Source organism: Pseudomonas sp. 2822-17, from assembly GCF_002742485.1.
GTDB classification, from domain to species: Bacteria; Pseudomonadota; Gammaproteobacteria; order Pseudomonadales; family Pseudomonadaceae; genus Aquipseudomonas; species Aquipseudomonas cyclaminis.
In genome coordinates, this window is the sequence record NZ_LJRZ01000332.1 from 1 (window position 1) to 447 (window position 447).

At 32.4% G+C, this 447-nt stretch carries 1 protein-coding gene; it reads left to right on the forward strand.

Translation table 11 applies throughout. The features are described 5' to 3' along the window. Nucleotides 1–165: DUF1360 domain-containing protein (locus AOA60_RS34530; protein WP_143522404.1), on the forward strand; the 165-nt coding region annotated here is incomplete at its 5' end. Nucleotides 166–447: the final 282 nt, after the last annotated feature.

Genomic DNA, 447 nt, shown 5'->3' on the forward strand with positions numbered 1-447 from the left:
GGAGAGTTATTTACGTGTCATTGGTGTATGGGGGTATGGTGTAGTGTATTTTTATCGGCAGGTTATGTGTTTGCTCCACATGTTTTTACAGTGATTATTTTTATTCTAGCCGCAGCGGGAGTAGCTTCTATCATTGAGTCGGTAATTGTGAAATTTCTATTATAGTAGCGTAAAAAGATATTATATTTGTATGTTAAGTAGAAAAGGAACCTAGTTTGAATTAGTCTCTTTGTTTGAATAAGAATGAGAATTAATATCAAAAAAATAAGAAAGAATTAAAGGTAGAAAGAAATTGTGTTTACTGCTGGGACTCCCTTTTGGTAGTTACGAGCATAAAAGAAGCCTTCGACTGAATACTGTGCATATTCAGATGAATACTCAATTGAAATATTGAAGTTTGAAAATTTTCTTGTCTCAAAAGGTTTAATTTCTGAAAAGTGATTTGGC